This window comes from Ruegeria sp. BF10, from assembly GCF_056538725.1.
In genome coordinates this window covers 519,584-536,224 of the sequence record NZ_JBQFTR010000001.1, presented here as the reverse complement: position 1 = coordinate 536,224, position 16,641 = coordinate 519,584, and the positions used below count along the sequence as shown (strand labels likewise).

The following is a 16,641-nucleotide window of genomic DNA, read 5'->3' as shown; positions in this document are numbered from 1 at the left end:
CTGTATGCTGGACATTGAAGTAACGAAATTTTGCAATGACCGGGAAATAAATAAATTAAGCGGCAAGGTCTGATTTCACGTTTCTTTTCTCGGACCACCAGTTCCGACCGAGATGAGAGCACACCGGAAGCCACTCCTGCACCCGAAATAGTGTTCTGGGGAGACAATGCGCGACGCCCTGTCCACGAGTTGGTTCAAACTGTTCTTGAGGAACCTCGCTGCCTAATTGTGACCGGATACCAGGATTTTTTGTCCTCCCTGACGATCCTACTCGAGACCGTGCGTGACCTTAGTAAACGGCCAGAGGGCAGCATTCGTATTGTTTTTGGCTCCAACACCGAGGCGCGGCAGGCGCTCGGAGGGATTGGCCGTTCTGTAGCTGAAGAGGCTCGCCAGTACTTCCTCGGGGCGCGTGGTTTCTCGGTTGTTGATTTGGCCGACCTGCGCGCAATTCTTGCCGTGGATGCAATTGAGCGTGGCATCATCCAGTTCCGCGTGTTCGATCCGGAATTTGCCAAAAACAAACTCGGCCGCCAGCCCCCTATGCTTAGCCAAAGCGGCATTCAAGCAGTCTGTGCAGCCGCTTGAAAAGCACACGAAATGGAGTTTCACGAAACCTCCCAAATGGCCTTAGGTGATTGAAATTAGGAAGTAAGGTCAGTCCGAGAAGGGTTCCAGGCTGACCTTTGCCGCGCCGCAGGGCCAAGCGCCTGGTCGCCCCTCGCGCGGCGTTGCTAACGGCCCAAAGCCGACCTCCAGCAGCTGATCGTGATGCTGCGATCGCAGCCCGCTTTGCGGTCATTCGCTGCAAGTGCGAAACCGGCATTAAGGGGAACTGGTGCTTTGCGGACGAAGCGGACTTTTGATGTGATCGCTCCAAAGACAGCTATGCGCCCAATACAGACATTACATTCTCACATGCAGGAAAGGTAGCGAACCTTAATTGCGGGGGCAAACACGTGGCTTTGTTGAAAGCTCCGCTCTAGATCTTAACATAAATCCACTTCTTATTGGCAGAAAGCTCGGAGCGGAAAGCTCCGAGCCGCGTTCCCTACCATCAGGACTGACTAAGTTTCTTGAGTTGCAGGAAGCTCATCACCGCAAGAAACGCAAAGAATGCGGGATCCGACCAACCAAAGCCAGTGAAGATACCTGTCAGCGCCGCATATAGCGTTACGACAAAACCAAGTGCGTTGGTTGCCATCAGCCCGGTCAGCAGCTTCCGGGCGGTTGCACCGTCGGTCACATCCCTAAGAAGAAAGCCAATAATGGCAATCCCTCCAAGAAAAATGCTGTTGTGCTGCGACAGGAACCAGGCGTAGCGGTCATTCAGCTCCAATCCGTAGTTTGGCCACAGAAAACCAGGCAGAAAAAACAGCGCAAAGGCAAACAACGCATAGATTGTGCTGTGAAGGGTCAGGAATGTTCGATTGCTCATTTGAAAGCTCCTTGTATGTGCGCAAGTTTAAGAGGGATCCTGATCAGACTACCTCGCGCAAGGGGGCGTTGGTGATTGAGCTGAGGTCTTCCATGATATCAAACACATGGTCCGACGTTACGGTGACACCGATTGCCGCCAGACGCTTCACGTGCATCGCCTTGTAGGTTTCCAGGGCGGCGAGATCCCGGAACAAATAGGTCGAACCGAAATCACCACTGCTTTCATCAACGGTCCAGATTTTCCAGATCACACCAGCTTCCTGCGCAATGCTTTCAGCCAACCGCATAGTGCCCTCGGCAAATTCTTCGGTCATGGGGCCGTCATATGTCATGTGTAGGTCCCAGATTTTCATCGTGCTCATCAGCTTTGTCCTTTTGACTTTCTCGCTCCGGTTTTGCGTGTGGCGAAGCGTGTGGTTTCCATTGCCAAGCAAGATAGTCAGGGATATTTGTTAGATAAACAGCCATTTTTAGATCGCGATGTAAGGAATATCTAACAATGAGGCGAAATGAGTTGAACGACGTGTCGATATTCGTGGCGGTTGCTCAAGAGAACGGTTTCCGCGCGGCGGCTGAAAAACTGAAACTTGGAGCGGGTTCGGTAAGTGAAGCTGTCCAGAGGTTCGAAGATCGCCTTGGCGTGCGCCTGATCGAAAGATCGACCCGGGCCATCGCCCTGACCAAAGCGGGCGAACTTCTTTTTCGCCGTAGCCTGCCAGCAATCAATGATCTGGAAACAGCACTGAAAAGTATTCACGACCTAAACGAAGATCTGTCGGGCACGCTTCGGCTAACGGCCCCGACCGCCGCGGGCCAATTGTTTCTGGATGCCCTAATCACAGGATTTGCAAAAGAACATCCGGCGGTGGCGATTGAACTAATTTATGACGAAACAAAAGTCGATCTCGTAACCAGCGGGGTTGATGCTGCTATCCGTGCTGAGACCCTGCTTGATCCTGATACATATGCCATCGCAATTGGCCCTACACTGAAGATGACGATTGTCGCGTCCCCCGAATATCTAGCCAATTGCCCGCCCCTAGAGAAACCGGCCGATGTGGCGGCACATAGCGGGGTCTGTTTTGCTATTACAGGTGCTGACAAGCTGGCCCCGTGGGTATTTGCAGGCACAGACGGCCCCTATTCGGTCATGCCGCGTCCCAAGATCGTCACCAACGACGTGACCTCCATCCTTGAAGGCGCAAAGGCGGGGCTTGGGCTGGCCTATATCTTTGCAAGCTCTGTCGAGAGCTCGCTGGAAGACGGCAGGTTGGTTCAGGTTCTGGAAGGCCAGACCGCTGATTTGCCCCGGTTCTCCCTGAACTATCTATCCAAGCGCAATATGCCGCCCCGTGTCAGAGCTTTCGTTGATTATGCGAAACGGTGCAATCCTTAAACAAAATCGCTAATCTCTGCACTATCAAACAAGTTCCGTTTCTTGGAGCCGAATTGAAGCTTGGTGGAGCATCATCAAGGGTCCAGTACGGGCCGATTCACGGAGCTTTGCAAAGCCCGATTTCTGCCCAAAACAGTCATTGGAACATCGTGCAGTATCCGGAAAAATGGGCTCTTCGCCGCCATTAGTTCGATCGCAGCATGTTCTCTCGGCGGATCGTACTGCCCGCACATGGACGGCCCATTCCGGACATTCACCAACTGGTCGACCTGCTGCGGCGCGGCCCGTGGAACCTGCCATTCGCTGCAAATGCAAAATCTCGACGTCTGCGAACCACAGGATGCGGACAAAGGGAACTTTCACCGGGCAGGTGCCAAGGTCTGCTTCCGGATTTCTTTAAGATTTTCGAGCGTTTCTTCTTTGGCTGAATAAGGAGGCGATTGCGGCTTCAAAAAAACACTAATGTCGGCGATCTCGCTTATGCCAGCGTCGATACAGGCGTCCTTTGAAATATCTACTTGCCACGCCACAGCAACCAATACGTGACACCAAACGCCAGACCGAGTCCAGAATACCCAACGAAATAAAGCGGCTCCAGGTCCGTCGTATCGAGTGTAATGACCTTTCTGGCAACGGCCATCAGGGCAGTTGCAACTACCAGCTTCACATGTATGACATCGGCCGTCAGGTAGAGCGTGACATTCGTGTAAATCTCGATAGCGATCAGCACAACAAGCGCGGCCGCAAAAACCTCCAACAGAACACTGACGTCAAGAATCAGGGCCGGTGGACTTACAAGCTTGATGTAGAACGAGTAACCGGCGTCGATGACGGCAAATCCGATCACAACGACCATGAACAAAGACATCACCCGAACGGCGTGTCGAATGAGCCGATTGCAGCTTCTGACAATCAGATCCTAATGGTCAGGGTCAAGCTCGACATGCGCTTGCGCATTGCGTTGCATCTGATCGGCCATCAAGACCTCCCTATTTTCGACGTTTCATAAAAAGTTCTTCAGCCAAACGTCAGCGCCCTCTGGGCAAGACGACCTGAGCCTGCAAACGCAAGCGAACGCCTTCGGCACCCACTTCGGGCGCTTCGAGCCAATAGCCCGCCCCCGCTTGCAGATTGACCGGCAGCGCCCCCCATTGGACCAGCTTGGAGACCGAAGCGTTTATAGGCACAGCCCAGGCATCAGTTTCCCAGTCATAGGCGCTTTCGCTTTGCAGCGAATAGGTCCACGCGCCTTCGGTGGAATAAGCAAGAAAGGGCTGGACAAAACTCACATTCGTGGGGGTGTCGGGGTTGCTTTCTAGATCCCACAGATGATTGGCCAGCGCACCATAGGTCCACGGACCGGTCTGTCGCAGTGCAATGCCGGTGATCCCAGCAGCCCATGTATCACTCGATACGTCGCTAAAGGTTGGAAAGCGCACAACGGGACCCACGCCCCACGTTATGTCCCCGGTTCCGATTGGCGAGAACCACGCAGAGAAAAGGATATCTCCGAACCCCTCCTGGCGTGTGCCCGGCACAACGTCTTCCTGCCAGATGTAAGGAATGATAGTTCGGGTGATCAGGTTAAGGTCATCGTTCAGTTGAAAGGGCACGACTGGTTGAAAGTTCAGCGTGGTGCGCGAGCCCTGATCAGAGACGCCCAGATTTTCATCATGGTTCAATTGAAACGGAACCGAGACGATTGCCGCAAGCGGGTTGGCCAGTTCCTGGGCCAGATCGGATGCCTCGTCTGCAACGGTTGTGGTTCCGGCACTGGCTGCAAAAAGCAGCCCCATAAGAGTATGGGATCGACGCATAGCCGTGTACTCCTTTTGAAATGCAGGTTGGGCGAGTGGCCTAGTTGATCGGCTCCAACTTCGGGAAGGTCCAATTGCCGTTCAGGATTGCATCCTCCGGCTCATAAAGGCGGATCGCATAGTTCCAGCCCGAAGTGATCGGCAGACAGTTCACGCGGCCATCGTCGCACCCACCGAAATGCAACGTGACCGAGCCGTCTTCTGCTGCTTCGGCTGTGTAACCGTTGTAGCTGTTTACGCCCAGATCATTGGCTTCCAGAAAGCCGTCACCGTTATAGACAGTCACCGACCAGAACGCCCGAACCGGCACATCCTTGACGGTTACCGCATGCGGTGTTTCGCCGTCATTCTGATCGACCGCGTCCAACAGATAGATCGCGGCCTCAGGCGGAAGACCGCCCCAACCCGAGAACGCACCGACCAGAAACTGAACCGGATCAATCTCGTCCTTTGTTCTGCCAAAGGCGCGGGCTGAATCGGTGCCCAGCAAGGATAAATCGTTTATCGCCTGACGCGCAGTGGCAAGTTGTTCGGTGTTCCAGTTGGGCGCGTCAAACGGGCCCGTTCCACCGCCGCTGACGACAATTCCATCCTGTGCCGCTTGCGCGGCGGCAATATCATCCGGGTCAGTCACATCGACGAATGTGCGAAACGCGATGAAACCAAAGCGCGTACCAAGGTCTTCCTGTGTGATTTGATACGTGCCGGGCTCTGCCTCGGCATACATGAAGTGGTCCTGATTGATGACATGCATCGAGATATAGCGGCCATCCGCTTTAGGCAGTGTCACTTCGACGGGTTCGCTCAAATCCAGCAGAACGCCGGAGTAGAGCGTGTCCTGGTTCATGCGGATGACGGGCTGGTTATCCGGTGTGGTGGCTTCGCGCATATGCCCCAATTCGCCAACAGCGAGGCCGAGATTGGCCATGTTGGTCCGAAACATGTGATCTGTCTCGGCGCGCACAAGGGTGTCGACGGTCACATCGACCATGTCTTCGGCCCAAACGCCTGTCGGGAGTGTAAGCGCGACTGTCAGAAGAAGCTTTTTCATCGTAAGCATCCTGTTGTTCAGTTTGCGGGTTCTACGGAGGGGAAGACCCAGCTTCCGTCGATGACCTCTGGGCCCGGCTGATAAAGGCGCACGGCATAGTTCCAGCCATCCATGATCGGGAGACAGTTCACACGTCCGTCGTTGCAACCGCCGAAGTGCACGGTCACACTGCCATCGTCATTCTTGGTGCCTGAGACCGAGTTGACCACATACGTGTCGAGGGAATTGAGTTCAAAAAACCCGTCTGCATTATAAAGGCTCACGGACCAGAATGCGTTCACTGGCACATCCGCCGGGACCTGGATTTTGTATTCCCCAAGCGGCAGGCCGGGCTCGATATTAAGATAAAAGGCCTCGTCTTCTGGCAGCCCACCAAAGCCGACTGCTGTGCCAAGGAAATGGCGTAATGGGTCTACATGATCTGCCTTACCAAAAGTCCGGACGCTGTCTGTGGCGAACCTGCCCAGCTCAATTGCGGCTTGGCGCAGCGCCTCAAAGCTCTCCGCGTCGTAATTGGGCATTTCGAAGGGCGTTGCGGAGGCAGCATCAATGGTGAACCCGTCCTGAATTGCATTGACCGCCGCAACATCCTTGGGGCTCTCGGCATCCACCAGTATTCTCATGAAAACAAGTACGTAGGGGGTATGGAATGTACCCATGTCAAGCTGGAACACACCGCCACCGTCGAACACTTCATTGATGAAATGATCCTGATTGACCACCATCGTCGTCATGTATCGGTCGCCCACATCGGGCAGAGTCAAGGTTGCGCCTTGGCTGATATCAATAACCGCAACGCTGTAGAGTGTGTCGCGATTCATCCGAATGGTGGGCTGATTGTCGATGGGGGTGGGTTCTTTGAAGTGAAAGAACTGATTTACGCCTCCGGCCAGGCCATTGTACGTCTTCAGTTCATTGTCTGTAGCAGCCCGAACAAAGTTGTTTATGGTAATGGGCACTTCGTATGTCTCAGCAAGTGCATCGACCGTGGTATCAAAGCTCTGAGCGGTCGCTGTGCTTCCAATCAGGACAGCTAAAGCAGCAAGTTTCCAGCGTTTGTGCGTGAGATTCATAGTTTGCCCGCTCCACTAGCCAATTACAGAAATGCATTGCTTGATGGTCCCGGCACCTGATCAAAAGCGCATTCTCACGCCTCTCATTTTGTTGTTTTTTAAAATGCTACAATTGGAGCCTTGGCCATCTCTCTCCAACAAACCACAAAGTTCGAATGTATGCCCTGACAGATTGGAGCGACCGCTTCCGAAAACTGGTTAAAAATGACAGGTAGCGATAGCGTTTCGGCCAACAACTAGAAACTCTCTTTGCATATTGACCCGACGGCGGTCCTATTATTCGTGTGGTGATGTCAATCTCTTAGAGCGCACTCTCTGCGGGTAGCGTGGTTCAATTCGATTGAGCCCCTACCAGCGGGCACCTGACTTTTTTACCTCAAAAAGTGACTTCCGCTTTGACGCAGGTCAGGGACACAGAGCCGCGCTGGTCTATGCTTGACGTGCCCGACCTTTCAATTGCGGGGTCTTAAGGAGCTATGATGACAGGGCATGACGCACATGCTCAACACAGAACACCGCCGCTTACACGCGGGCGGGTTATCGTGCCGCTTTTGCTTGCGTTTCAAGAATCCGGTCAATCTGTAGAAAGTCTCCTAGCGGAATTCGATCTATCCTTCTCGGAATTGAACGCTCCGAGTTGTTTCATTCCGCACGACACTGTCTATGCCGTGTTTGAAGCCGTCGCACAAAAGACATCCCCAGACTTTCCAGCACTTGTTGGTCAAACTTCAGATCCGACCGTTGCATCCCCATTCGGACAGGCCTTTCGCGTAGCAAAGTCGCTGGCCGATTTCATTGCCAGGTTTTGCGTTCATGCGGGAAACAACACAAACGCGGTCACCATGACACTCGATGTCTCTGGAGAGTTCGCCGTGCTGTCCGCCAAACGCAGGTTCACGCCATGCTGTTCGCCCGCCTATATGGATGCGTTTCAGATCAGCCGATGGGCTACGTTGCTGCATGAAACCGCAGGTCAGCGTTGGGAAGCAAATAAGGTTCTTGTGCGTGTGAACCGTCCTGATCTGCTCCCGTCTTACTTCTACGGTATCCGGGCGGTAGGTGCGGGCTCAGACGGGTATTCCATCCGCTTCCCAAGTGCCTGGCTTTTGTTTGAACTGGTTAACCGAACCGCGACCGAGTACGTGTTGACCACTCAGGACGAAAAAAACCCTGTACCTACAGACTTGTTGAGTTCGATCCAAAGCGTTGCCAACTCAAGGGTCGGGCGCACGGACTTGTCGGCTACGGCGCTCGCCAAGGCATGCGGTTTTCGAGGCGCGGTTCTCAACCGACGGCTTGCTGTCTATGGGACATCACTGTCGCGCATCGTCATCGAAGCCAAATGTGACCAGGCGAAACATCTGCTTTCCAAGTCTGAATTGTCGGTGGGCGATATCGCTGATCATTTGGGATACTCTGACGCGACGGCCATGACACGGGCCTTCAAGAAATGGACGGGTCAAACACCGTCAGAGTTTCGCGCCCGTGAAATGAATAGCGTTAAGGCATCTGTTCCGATACTCGACCCGGTCGAATGCGATTGTGAAACGTAACAGGACAACGGCGCGGCCCATCTTTTGCCGCGCCTCGAACTCGGGATAGGCAAAGGGGGGAGCGGGCCATGGCGTGCTTAAAAATACGGTGTATCGCAAGCAGTTTTCTGGTTGCGGCGACGATGCTGCCCGGCGGATCAACAGCAGTGGCACAGGACTCCGACTGGAGTTTTTCCGGCAGCTTCTACATCTACGCGGCGGACACCAAGACAACCATTGGATCGCTGGAGTCGGAACTCAGCTTCAGTGAAGCGGTTGAAAACCTTGATCTGGCATTCATGGGTACACTTGAAGCGCGAAGTGGCCGGTGGTCGCTGATCGCGGACTACATGCGCACAGACCTGTCCTTTGACAATGACACTCCCGGCCCGGTGTTCAGTGGCGCTGAAACCAGTCTGAAGACGCAGTTTTTAAGTGGATATGCCGCTTACACGGCCTATCAAGACCAAAACCTGGCCGTCGAGCTCGGTGGCGGGTTTCGCTGGTTTGAGACGAGCAGCACGATCACTCTGGTCGGCGGCCCCACCCCGGCACCAAGTTCCAGTGCCAGCGACGATTGGATAGACCCTCTGATTGCGGCCCGTATCCGGTATCAGATCAATGACCGATGGTCGGCCGTTGCCTTGGCCGACTATGGTGGATTTCGCTCAGATCGCGAAACCGCACAGTTTTTGGCAACGGTAGGTTATGCGATCGCTCCAAAGTGGAATTTGCGCGCAGGTTATCGCTACATCATGGTCGACAAAGGTGAAGTTGACAGCAGGTTCAAGCTCTCACAATTCGGACCCGTGTTGGGTGTGACCTACAGCTTCTGAGTAAGGGCATTATGCGAAAGGCGGCCATGCCGAACACAAACAGGTCTGTAGTATCGAAGTTGCGCCAAGGCGCGAGCAGCGGTGCCGACATGCTTGGGACCGACAATTGCAGCGGGATGCGAACAGTCGGACAAAGGCAATTCAGAAAAGGAACGACGAGGCGACTGATTGCCAGAGCTTTGCCTGCAGCAACCGTGTGTTCGTTCTGTGTCCTCGCTGCCTGCGGGCCAAACATCTATGACGAAATTGAACTGATGCCCTCCCCAACGGTCTATGCCGAGGCTGCTTTTGACCCTTACAAGGACATCACGGAAGACAATTTCGTGCAGCGTTCGCAGCTATTCTACGCTACAGATCGGCTGCCCGCGGTTCCCGGCGACCCACAAGCCTATTACAACAATGAGCGCGGTCACATTCTGCGTACCGGCATTGCCGAAGTGCAAAGCAACCCCCCATTGGCGACGTTGAAAAAGCTTCGCCACGTTACCATGACGCGCGACCGCGCTAAGGACTACACGCTCAGCTTGTCTGACGTACAAGAGATTGGTGTCATGCCGTTCAGTGTCACGCGCTACATGAACGATCCACCTTCGCAAAAGGAGATGAAGGCAGCCGGACTTCGGTTTGCCCAATGGATTGACGATCACCTTGCAGCCTCTCGCAACAAAGACATTTTCATCTATGTCCATGGCTACAATGTCGATTTTGATTACTCGACCCTTGTCTCCAAAGAGTTGCAACACTTTCTGGGCTATCAGGGCGCCTTCATCAGCTACAACTGGCCCGCTACACCCAATCGCTTGGCGTATTTTCGGGATCAGGAATCTGCATTGGCGACGCGCCGCAATTTGCGTTCTCTTGTCGAATACTTGTCGGCAAACACCAACGCCCGACGCATTCACCTTATAGGATACAGCGCAGGCTCAAGGCTCGCATTTGAAGCCGCCTATCAGATTGCTTTGCGGCCTGGGCCAAAGCCGCGGCTGGGGCAGTTGATCCTGATCAGCAGCGATCTTGATCGAAGCTATTTCTTGCAATCAATTGAAGACGGCCTTCTGGATGCCGTTATAGGTGTAACACTCTATCAATCGCAGACCGATTCAGCGCTGGCGATGTCACGGTTGGTCTTCGGCCGCGACCGTCTGGGTCAGGTTTCCGATGAAGCAATAAATGGGTCTCTGTTCCAGCGCCGACTGTCTGAGATGAAAACCCTACATATCATCGATGTGACCGAGGCCGAAGCAGCCGATACAGGAAACGGGCATTGGTACTTTCGGTCTTCGCCCTGGGCCAGCAGTGACCTGTTCATTTCTCTGCTTACAGACCGAGATCCTCAAGCGCGCGGGCTTGTGCGTGCTCCGGGCGAAGCTGTCTGGAGTTTTCCATCGAATTATCCGCAGACACTGCAACGCTTTCGAAATGGCAGCTAGTACTGGGACTCCAGTGGGTCAGAACCATTAGAACCAGTTTCTGGATTTAATCTATGAGCCTGACAACGCACCTAGAATGCTCAACGCAAAGCTGACGTTCGAGCAACGCGCAGCATCGGTAGAAGTGGGCTCGATGCCGACATCGGAGCAGGTGCGGCAAGTCCCTTGCCCCATGTCATACTGCCACCGAGGACGGCCCAAAGGAGACATCCAGGCTCACACGGCGATACTGCGTTGCGCCCGTCGTTTCGGACATTCGCTGCAAAGGCAAAGTCTGAGGAACTGCCAAGGTTCAAATCGCGGACAATGCGAGCTTTCGCTGCATCCGCGACGAAGGTACGCTTCCTATAGGCATACCTTACTGATGTCTTCCTCTAGCCCCGTCCTCTCATAGTCAGGAGCCTCCGGGGCGCTTCATGAACCAGATCAAGAGGTTCTGCTAGGCGCACCAAGCGCAATCGAAATCACTCGTTCAAAGACTTGCACGCTTCGGCGTCAGTCGGACGCCGCCTTGCTTTTGCCCGAGCGAATGTCATCACTGAAGGCTTGCGTGTCGAAGTCGAACCAGGGAGGACGCTGGATCTTGAACCTTGCTTCCCGGGCATTCACTTTCGTATCCGGCTTCGCTTCGAACAGCAGATCGCGGATTATCGGCAGAGCCGCACGATAGGCGGCCAGGGCATCGGCTAGAGTAATTTCGCCACCATAGCGCATGTCAGTCGCTGCGTTGTTCGACGGAATCTTGTCGAGTTCGGTTCGGTTGATTGTGACTGCGCTAAGTTCTTCCACGCGGTCAGCCAATTTCTGGAGATTGTGAGTGAACGGCGGCGTCTGTCCCTTCCTGCGGATTAGCAGCTTCAAAGCTTTCTCGGTCGCTTGCGAGATATCCCACGCGGACGCGCGAAGCCCGGCCGCGTTGCGCTCACACAAATGCCGCGCGCCCGCTTGCAGATCGGTCGCCACCGCACCTGCCAAATCGCAGATATCAGTGTCTGGTTCGTACTCTAGAGAACGTAGGTCGTAACCGATGCTGCGTATAGAGTTTGCGATCTCGGTCGCTGAGGCTCGAACTTCCTCCCTTTGGTCAGGTGTCAGACCCGTCAGAACAGACTGGCCTGCGATCCAACCAAGCGGGTCTTCTTCCTTCTGCACAGAGGCCGGAAACGCGATCCACTCCATGTTGTCTTCTTCGGCCGGCGTCTTGAAATTCTTCGGCACGTTCATCGCAAATGGCGTCTCATGCACCGTCACGAGTGAGCCAAAGCTATCTTCATTGTCGCTATCGACGGCATCGCCATACCGGTCGCGGAACCACGTCTCGATGATGATGTGGAACCGTCCGTGTGCCTCGCTGACGAGGAACGCCTTCCAATCCGACACTTCCAGCATTGAGTCTCGAATAATATCGAAAGCTTTCAGCTTTCGCGCCGAAATGGGCGTGTTGGCTTGGCTGAGAAGTCGGTCGATTTCCGGGAGGGCCTCATGGAGGATCGCGGCGATGTGGTGCCAGTCTTCGATATTGTCCGTCATATCCTATCCTTTCAGGGCCTATAGCGTCAGAAGTTCATCTCCAGCAGCACTCATTATTGACTAGCACTTTACTTATTTGCGGTGATGCGGACATTCTATAGTTGAGAAGGTCACATGCGCGGCACGATGGAACGGCCCTAAGCTGCCGTTGGCCGCCTGTTGGTGATGCTGCGACGCATCCCGTCGAACCTGCCATTCGCTGAAGGAGCGAAAACTTGAACGCTAAGAACGCACATACTTCAGCGTTATTGCAATTTGACATTATCTCACGTGCTTCGGTGAAAGTAACTCACCAACAAAAAAGTTCAGACACATAACAACGAAGACTGCGCCGCGACGAAGCTGTTGATATTTGCTCGAACACGGATGAGCATTGACACAATAAACTGGGCGCGTCTGAACGCGTCCAGTTTCGTCAAGTCGCGACGTGAGATACCTCTTTGTCCGGCGAGTATATATCCAAGATGTTCCAATGTCCGGTCGTTGGTGTTGGGTTGTTGATCATTGGCACATCGAGCACGGTTGGCTTGCCACCGGCGATTGCCGCTTCTAATGCGGGCACCAGTTCGTCGGCAGCACTGAGCCTGTGCCCTTCTGCACCATAAGCTCTTGCAATGTCTGCATAACCCGGTCCGTTTGCAGGAGCTGCGGCTGATCCAGGGAACGTGGTCCCGTATGTCAGACCGTAATGCGCCTTTTGAAGGCCCGCGATAGTGCCGAAGGCGTTGTTGTTCATAACCAGCCAGATGATGCCCAGATCAAGTTCGACCGCCGTTGCCAGCATTGACGGGTTCTGACCGAAACCGCCATCGCCAACCAGACTGATCACCACGCGATCCGGCGCTGCCAGTTTCGCACCGATCGCTCCTGGCGGACCAAAACCCATCGTAGCGAACCCGCCCGGGGTCAGGATTGAACCCGGCGTCAAAATGTCGAACTGTTGCCCGACACCGTTCTTGTTCCACCCAACGTCCGTGGTGATGATGGCATCCTCGGGCAGTGCCTTGCGGGTATCTGCCAGAATACGCTCGGGCATCATCGGAAAGGCCGATGAGGTCGCCATTTCCACGTTGCGCGCTTTGAAGTCCGTCCGGAAGCCAGCGATCTTCTGCTCCAGCGTGGGGCGCTTGAAGCCGTCCGGATACATCTCGCGGGCGACCCGGTTGAGGACGCGCAATGCGGCCTTGGCGTCAGCAACGACTCCGATCTCGGTGGGATAGTTCCGACCGATCTCCTGCGGCTCAATGTCGATATGAATGACCTTCGATCCGGGAATGTTGAACGTGTAGCCAGGGTACCAACTTGAACAATCAGCCTCTTTGAACCGAGTGCCCACGGCAAAGATGTAGTCCGCGTTCAAGCAGGACTGGTTGACCAATTCGGTGCCCCAGAACCCGGTCATCCCCAGCACAAGCGGATGGTCGTCTCGCAACGCACCTTTACCCATCAGGGAATGCGCGACTGGCAGGCCCATATGTTCGACAAATTCTCGCAACTCCTCGCTGGCTTGTGCCAGAAGAATACCACCCCCGACATAAGCGACTGGATTTTCGGCTTTAGCCAACGCTTCGACAATCTCTCTCGCTGTCTCGTCGTCAATCGATGGTTTCTTGAGCGCGCGCGTGTTGTCGCGGATACGGTCGAAACTGTCCGAGGGGATCACCTCTGAAAAGATATCCATGGGGACATTGACCAGTACCGGCCCGGGCTGGCCGCTTTCAGCGAGATGAAACGCCTTTTCCAGAATCTCGGCCATTAAATCTGCGCGGTCGACCCGCCAGGCGCGTTTTACGAAGGGTCGATAGATCTCCCACTGGGCGGCGTCTGCATGCAGGTTCACTTCCTGATGAGGATGTTTACCGTAGTAATGCGTAGGAATATCACCCGCGATCACCACCATCGGGATACAGTCCAATGCGGCGTTGGCGACCCCAGTTGCACAATTGGTCAGCCCCGGGGAGAGGTGGGACAGCACCACCGAGGCCTTGCCCGTCACACGAGCATAGGCATCCGCCGCGTGGCTGGCAATTTGTTCGTGTCGTACTGTGACGAAATCAATTGGACTTTCGGCCAAAGCAGCCAGAACCGCGATATTCGTGTGGCCGCACAGACCGAACACATGTTTGACCTCACGACGCTCCAGGAAATCGACGATGTGCTCAGCAACGGTTTTACCTTCCAATTTCGCTCCGTCCATCACGCGACCTCCTGTCCGTAGAACTCACCGAACAGGTCCGGCTCCGAGGGGCGATCCTCGGGGATCGGACGGCTGACCCAGGTGTAGTTCATCATATGTTTCATGGTGACGTTTTCATTGGTGATGTTGCCGCCCCAGATGCCGCAACCCAGACTGCTGGTCATGGGCATGCCATTGGTCCAAGCACCAGCATTGGCCTTGGACTGAGGCTGTCGTACCATCATACGGCTGACCGGAGCCAGACGTGCCAACCGATCAATATGATCGTCGTTGTGGCTGTAAATTCCACAGGAATGACCTTTGCCCCCTGTGTTGTAAATCTGGCTAACCATTTCCAGCGCGTCATCGAATGTGTCGAAGTGATATAGCGCCATCAGCGTGGTCAGCTTTTCCTTGGAGAACTTGTGTTGCGGCCCGATTTGCCCCTGATTTTCGACCATCAGGAATTTGCGATCTTCGGGGATGCTAAAACCGGCGACTTTGGCCGTTTGCTGAGGCGGACAGGCGATGGTCGGGAACGTACGGTTTCCCTTCTCATCCCACATGGCCGCTTCGAGCATGGCCTTCTCTTCGTCCGAACACAGGTATCCACCTTCGGCCCGAAGTGCCTTGACCATATCGTCGTAAACCGAGCGCTGGATGATAATGTTGCCGTCCGCCGAGCATCCCGACCCGAAGTCAGACGTCTTTGAAATACGCGTGTTCTGCGCGGCGATGTCCAAGTCGGCTGTCTCATCGATGACGATGGAAGAATTGCCCGCGCCGACGCCATAAGCCGGACGTCCCGAGCTGTAGGCTGCTTTGACCATGGGCTTGCCACCCGTCGCCAGCGTCAGGTCACAAGTCTCCATCAGATGTTGCGTTAATGGGATCGACGGTTTGCGAATGGATTGAAACAAGTCCTCGGGGGCACCGGCAGCACGACAAGCTGCACGCATAACCTCGACCATTTCATAGGTTGTATGAGCAGTGCGTGGATGCGGGCTAAAGATGACCGCATTCCGGGCATTCGCCGCAGAAACACCGGTCACCGGTGGTGTCATCGCAGGATTGGTCATCGGGATCAGAGACGCGATTACACCAGCAGGCTTGGCATATTTCACCAGTCCTTTTTCCTCATCCACCTCGACGATACCGGTCGATGGAGTGCGCAAGACATCACGCAGCACCATGTGAATTTTGAACCGCTTTGCTGGGCGTCCTTCGCGATCTCCGATGCCGCTTTCATCCACGCCTTGTTGGGCCAGACGCGTGAAAGTCTTCTCATTCCCTGCATACCACGCAATGGCCTGAGACAGGCGGTCCAGCCTGTCCTGATCCCAATCCTCGATTTCGGCCATGGCAGCACGGGCGCGCGCCAGCATATCGGCCGCCATGTTGCGGTCGTTTTCAGTGAGCTCTTTGCCCATGATGATCCTCTTGGTGTTTTGGAATTGCTGCATCGGGCATACGACGCTGAGATCGCGCCTGGCCGAATGTCCGCTTGGCGTGGCTGAGACAGCGACGCGCGTGTTCTTCATATCCCAACTCGGCAACGCGGCTTTGGTTGGGCAGTTCAATGGAATAGTCGACAGGCGGCATCCGTTCGATGATGCCGGTGAAATCAATCCAGCCCTCGCCGGGATAGAGCCGCGCATCGCGAGCCAGCTGGGTCATACCTTCGCGCGTGTCGGCGATGCCGGGCAAGCAATCGGAGATATGCAGGAAGTGAAACAGGTCCGAGGGGACGTGCAACAGTTCGCCCAGATCCACACGGCTGAGGTGCAGATATAGCGTGTCGACCAGAATACCGCCATTCGGCTGATCGGAGGCGCGGACAATATCCAGCGCCTCATCCAGAGTGCGCAGGCGGGAGAAGCTCGGGAACTCCAGATCCACCGTCAGCCCGTAGGGCGCTGCCAGTTCGCAGGTTTCAGAATAGACGTCGATCAGAAAATCACGATCATCGCGGGTATTGGTCCACGCGCTCATGATCATGCGTTTGGCGCCGAGTTCCCCTCCGATCTCCAACGAGGGTTCAAAGCTGCGCGGATCGACATCTTCGGTGATGCGCGCAAGTTCGACATCAAGGACCTTCAAACCGGTAGTAGACAGAGCCGTTTTGGTCGCCTGAACCTGGGTCCTGTCGATCGGGGATTGGGTGAATTCACCGGGCACATGCATCGGGATGAACCGGGGACTGACGGCATCGTAACCGGCCCGCGCGGCGATATAGACCAGCTCGGGCGGCGTACAGCCAATCAGCGTCAGATGCGCCAAGGAATAGAGAGAGGGGCTTGTGCCAGCCTCTTCGGGTTTCACCATAAACGACAGCTCCACGTGTCTGCGAATCTTAAATT

Annotated in this window: 15 protein-coding genes; 5 read left to right on the top strand and 10 right to left on the bottom strand. The window is 54.9% G+C overall.

Going from position 1 to position 16,641, the window contains the following annotated elements:
• The first annotated feature begins 228 nt into the window (after positions 1-228).
• Entirely contained in the window at positions 229-588 is a 360-nt protein-coding gene (locus ACR0DJ_RS02780) for a hypothetical protein (RefSeq protein ID WP_480683797.1), read from the top strand.
• 469 nt (positions 589-1,057) lie between these two features.
• Here ACR0DJ_RS02780 and ACR0DJ_RS02775 read toward each other — a convergent pair whose 3' ends face one another.
• On the bottom strand, positions 1,058-1,438 hold the full coding sequence (locus ACR0DJ_RS02775; RefSeq protein ID WP_171329884.1) for a hypothetical protein: 381 nt from the start codon (positions 1,436-1,438) through the stop codon (positions 1,058-1,060).
• A gap of 43 nt (positions 1,439-1,481) precedes the next feature.
• On the bottom strand, positions 1,482-1,802 hold the full coding sequence (locus tag ACR0DJ_RS02770) for a monooxygenase (protein WP_257599586.1): 321 nt from the start codon (positions 1,800-1,802) through the stop codon (positions 1,482-1,484).
• Between the two features lie 137 nt (positions 1,803-1,939).
• On the opposite strand from ACR0DJ_RS02770, the gene ACR0DJ_RS02765 reads away from it, so the two are divergent.
• The gene (locus tag ACR0DJ_RS02765; RefSeq protein WP_480683796.1) at positions 1,940-2,836 is read left to right on the top strand and encodes a LysR family transcriptional regulator; all 897 of its coding nucleotides are present in this window, start codon (positions 1,940-1,942) and stop codon (positions 2,834-2,836) included.
• A 514-nt stretch (positions 2,837-3,350) separates the two neighbouring features.
• Here the strand turns inward: ACR0DJ_RS02765 and ACR0DJ_RS02760 are convergent.
• The 4 genes from ACR0DJ_RS02760 to ACR0DJ_RS02745 form a co-directional block, all read right to left on the bottom strand.
• On the bottom strand, positions 3,351-3,704 hold the full coding sequence (locus ACR0DJ_RS02760) for a phosphate-starvation-inducible PsiE family protein (RefSeq protein WP_170738391.1): 354 nt from the start codon (positions 3,702-3,704) through the stop codon (positions 3,351-3,353).
• A 160-nt stretch (positions 3,705-3,864) separates the two neighbouring features.
• Positions 3,865-4,653 carry a transporter gene (locus tag ACR0DJ_RS02755; protein WP_170400928.1) on the bottom strand — a complete coding sequence of 263 codons (789 nt, stop codon included), beginning with the start codon at positions 4,651-4,653 and terminating at the stop codon, positions 3,865-3,867.
• A 40-nt stretch (positions 4,654-4,693) separates the two neighbouring features.
• Positions 4,694-5,704 carry a DUF1254 domain-containing protein gene (locus tag ACR0DJ_RS02750; RefSeq protein WP_170717655.1) on the bottom strand — a complete coding sequence of 337 codons (1,011 nt, stop codon included), beginning with the start codon at positions 5,702-5,704 and terminating at the stop codon, positions 4,694-4,696.
• Positions 5,705-5,721: 17 nt separating this feature from the next.
• Positions 5,722-6,777, bottom strand: a complete 1,056-nt coding sequence (locus ACR0DJ_RS02745; protein ID WP_170431627.1) for a DUF1214 domain-containing protein — start codon at positions 6,775-6,777, stop codon at positions 5,722-5,724.
• Between the two features lie 476 nt (positions 6,778-7,253).
• Here ACR0DJ_RS02745 and ACR0DJ_RS02740 point away from each other — a divergent pair, with 476 nt between their 5' ends.
• The 3 genes from ACR0DJ_RS02740 to ACR0DJ_RS02730 all read left to right on the top strand — a co-directional run bounded on the left by ACR0DJ_RS02740 (position 7,254) and on the right by ACR0DJ_RS02730 (position 10,575).
• Positions 7,254-8,330: an AraC family transcriptional regulator gene (locus ACR0DJ_RS02740; RefSeq protein ID WP_480595353.1), complete on the top strand. Its 1,077-nt coding sequence runs from the start codon at positions 7,254-7,256 to the stop codon at positions 8,328-8,330.
• A 68-nt stretch (positions 8,331-8,398) separates the two neighbouring features.
• A complete protein-coding gene (locus ACR0DJ_RS02735; protein WP_480683795.1) occupies positions 8,399-9,145 on the top strand; it encodes an outer membrane protein in 747 nt (248 codons plus the stop codon).
• 254 nt (positions 9,146-9,399) lie between these two features.
• Entirely contained in the window at positions 9,400-10,575 is a 1,176-nt protein-coding gene (locus tag ACR0DJ_RS02730) for an alpha/beta hydrolase (RefSeq protein ID WP_170400931.1), read from the top strand.
• Between the two features lie 495 nt (positions 10,576-11,070).
• Here ACR0DJ_RS02730 and ACR0DJ_RS02725 read toward each other — a convergent pair whose 3' ends face one another.
• The 4 genes from ACR0DJ_RS02725 to ACR0DJ_RS02710 all read right to left on the bottom strand — a co-directional run bounded on the left by ACR0DJ_RS02725 (position 11,071) and on the right by ACR0DJ_RS02710 (position 16,621).
• Positions 11,071-12,105, bottom strand: coding sequence for a HEPN domain-containing protein (locus ACR0DJ_RS02725; RefSeq protein WP_480683794.1), 1,035 nt, complete (start codon positions 12,103-12,105; stop codon positions 11,071-11,073).
• A gap of 415 nt (positions 12,106-12,520) precedes the next feature.
• On the bottom strand, positions 12,521-14,302 hold the full coding sequence (locus tag ACR0DJ_RS02720; protein ID WP_480683792.1) for a thiamine pyrophosphate-binding protein: 1,782 nt from the start codon (positions 14,300-14,302) through the stop codon (positions 12,521-12,523).
• Positions 14,302-15,711: an aldehyde dehydrogenase family protein gene (locus ACR0DJ_RS02715; protein ID WP_480683791.1), complete on the bottom strand. Its 1,410-nt coding sequence runs from the start codon at positions 15,709-15,711 to the stop codon at positions 14,302-14,304. The genes ACR0DJ_RS02720 and ACR0DJ_RS02715 overlap by 1 nt, the downstream gene beginning before the upstream one ends.
• Positions 15,692-16,621: a sugar phosphate isomerase/epimerase family protein gene (locus ACR0DJ_RS02710; protein ID WP_480686224.1), complete on the bottom strand. Its 930-nt coding sequence runs from the start codon at positions 16,619-16,621 to the stop codon at positions 15,692-15,694. Before ACR0DJ_RS02710 ends, ACR0DJ_RS02715 begins: the two co-directional genes overlap by 20 nt.
• Between the last annotated feature and the right edge of the window lie 20 nt (positions 16,622-16,641).

Bases quoted from the DNA above. Each gene is read 5' to 3' on its own strand.
- ACR0DJ_RS02775 (WP_171329884.1), bottom strand. From the start codon at position 1,438: ATGAGCAATCGAACATTCCTGACCCTTCACAGCACAATCTATGCGTTG.
- ACR0DJ_RS02770 (WP_257599586.1), bottom strand. From the start codon at position 1,802: ATGAGCACGATGAAAATCTGGGACCTACACATGACATATGACGGCCCC.
- ACR0DJ_RS02765 (WP_480683796.1), top strand. From the start codon at position 1,940: ATGAGGCGAAATGAGTTGAACGACGTGTCGATATTCGTGGCGGTTGCT.
- ACR0DJ_RS02760 (WP_170738391.1), bottom strand. From the start codon at position 3,704: ATGTCTTTGTTCATGGTCGTTGTGATCGGATTTGCCGTCATCGACGCC.
- ACR0DJ_RS02755 (WP_170400928.1), bottom strand. From the start codon at position 4,653: ATGCGTCGATCCCATACTCTTATGGGGCTGCTTTTTGCAGCCAGTGCC.
- ACR0DJ_RS02750 (WP_170717655.1), bottom strand. From the start codon at position 5,704: ATGAAAAAGCTTCTTCTGACAGTCGCGCTTACACTCCCGACAGGCGTT.
- ACR0DJ_RS02745 (WP_170431627.1), bottom strand. From the start codon at position 6,777: ATGAATCTCACGCACAAACGCTGGAAACTTGCTGCTTTAGCTGTCCTG.
- ACR0DJ_RS02740 (WP_480595353.1), top strand. From the start codon at position 7,254: ATGATGACAGGGCATGACGCACATGCTCAACACAGAACACCGCCGCTT.
- ACR0DJ_RS02735 (WP_480683795.1), top strand. From the start codon at position 8,399: ATGGCGTGCTTAAAAATACGGTGTATCGCAAGCAGTTTTCTGGTTGCG.
- ACR0DJ_RS02730 (WP_170400931.1), top strand. From the start codon at position 9,400: ATGCCCTCCCCAACGGTCTATGCCGAGGCTGCTTTTGACCCTTACAAG.
- ACR0DJ_RS02725 (WP_480683794.1), bottom strand. From the start codon at position 12,105: ATGACGGACAATATCGAAGACTGGCACCACATCGCCGCGATCCTCCAT.
- ACR0DJ_RS02720 (WP_480683792.1), bottom strand. From the start codon at position 14,302: ATGGACGGAGCGAAATTGGAAGGTAAAACCGTTGCTGAGCACATCGTC.
- ACR0DJ_RS02715 (WP_480683791.1), bottom strand. From the start codon at position 15,711: ATGGGCAAAGAGCTCACTGAAAACGACCGCAACATGGCGGCCGATATG.